2 protein-coding genes and 2 pseudogenes are annotated in these 1,541 nt (G+C 72.9%); all 4 read right to left on the reverse strand.

The features are described 5' to 3' along the window. Positions 1-102, reverse strand: a pseudogene (locus BG452_RS47890) (ATP-binding protein); the annotation flags it as partial. Further along, positions 83-508 (reverse strand): DUF742 domain-containing protein, encoded by a 426-nt coding sequence (locus BG452_RS34580; protein ID WP_188308299.1) that lies wholly within the window; start codon positions 506-508, stop codon positions 83-85. The pseudogene BG452_RS47890 and the gene BG452_RS34580, both read right to left, overlap by 20 nt. Positions 509-669: 161 nt before the next feature. After that, positions 670-1,083, reverse strand: coding sequence for a roadblock/LC7 domain-containing protein (locus BG452_RS34585; RefSeq protein ID WP_030248297.1), 414 nt, complete (start codon positions 1,081-1,083; stop codon positions 670-672). Positions 1,084-1,093: 10 nt separating this feature from the next. Beyond that, positions 1,094-1,541: pseudogene (locus BG452_RS46345) on the reverse strand (hypothetical protein); the annotation flags it as partial.

The following is a 1,541-nucleotide window of genomic DNA, read 5'->3' on the forward strand; positions in this document are numbered from 1 at the left end:
GACGAGCGTGGTCTTGCCGACGCCGAAGCCGCCCGCGATGACGATCTTCGCGGAGGTGGTGGCGCGGGTGGGGGCGGCCGCGTTAGAGCTTGCGAAGTCCACTGAGGACCCTTTCGAGCAGCGTGACATCGGGCGTTCCGCCCGACTCGCCCGCGGCGGCGGGCTGGTGGATGGCGACGAGACCGGCCTCGGCCAGGTCGGCCACGAGGATGCGGGCCACACCGAGCGGCACGCCGGCCAGTGCGGAGATCTCCGCGATGGACTTGACCTCACGGCAGAGGTTGACGATCCGCGCGTGCTCGGGCAGCAGCCCGGTGGTGCGCTCGGCCGAGCCCGTGGTCGAGATCAGGGCCTCGATCGCGAGCTGGTACCGGGGCCGGGTCCGGCCGCCGGTCATCGCGTACGGGCGGACCAGCGGCTGCTGCTCGTAGCCGTCGGACTGCTGCCCGCCGTAGCCGCTGCCGTACCCGTTGCCGTACGAGCCGGCGGGTGTCGAGGGCGGGGTCATGGGTCCTCCTTGTGCTGCAGCCTTGGGCAGCCGGTTCCAGCTGGGGCGATGCCAGCTGAGGCGGGATCAGCTGCCTGAGGGTAGCTGAGGGTGGTGCGCCGGGACCGGTCGGGTCGGACCCGGTGCGGGGTGGAACGGTGGGTGATCCGTGTCGGTTCCGGTCAGTGCAGGAGACTGCCCTGGAGTTCCGCGCGGAGTGCGGGGGTGAGGACGGCGCCGGCCCGGTCGACGAGCAGGGCCATCTCGTAGCCGACGAGGCCGATGTCGGAGTCGGGTGCGGCGAGGACGGCGAGGGCGGAGCCGTCACTGACGGCCATGAGGAAGAGGAAGCCGCGCTCCATCTCGACGACGGTCTGGTTGACCTCGCCGCCTTCGAAGATCCGGCTGGCGCCGGAGGTGAGGGAGGTGAGGCCGGAGGCGACGGCGGCGAGCTGGTCGGCGCGGTCGCGCGGGAAGCCTTCCGACATGCACAGCAGGAGGCCGTCCGCGGAGACCACCACGGTGTGGGACACCCCGGGGGTGTTGTCCACGAAGTTGGTGATCAGCCAGTTCAGGTTCTGTGCGGCCTGGCTCATCTGGTTCAACTCAACGCTCCTGGTGATCTGCGCCGTTGCCGTCGCTCCGGCCACCGAAACTATCGAATCCGGGCTGCTGGGCACCATGCTGGAAGCCCGGCTGGTTGGCGGCCTGCTCGGCCCCGGCCCGGCGGCCCTGCTGGATGCCGCGGCGCAGGTTGGTCAGCCGGCCGCGGACTTCCTCGGGGGCGCGGGAGACCTGGGGACCGGTCAGCGGGGAGGCCTCGGCGGTGCCGGAGACCAGGTTGGCCTGCGGGGTCCGCCGGGGGAGACCGGACATGGTGACACCGCTGGTCGACGGCTCGCGGACCTGCTCGGCCCGGCGCCAGCGCTCGTCGTTCGCGGACGGGCGCCAGGGCGCGTCACCCTGGCCCGGCTGGCCCGGCTGGCCCGGCTGGCCCGGCTGGCCCGGCTGGCCCGGCTGGCCCGGCTGGCCCTGCGGGGCCTGCTGCTGCGGG

Origin of the sequence: Streptomyces sp. CBMA123 (genome assembly GCF_014596465.1) — a bacterium.
Classification (GTDB): Bacteria; Actinomycetota; Actinomycetes; order Streptomycetales; family Streptomycetaceae; genus Kitasatospora.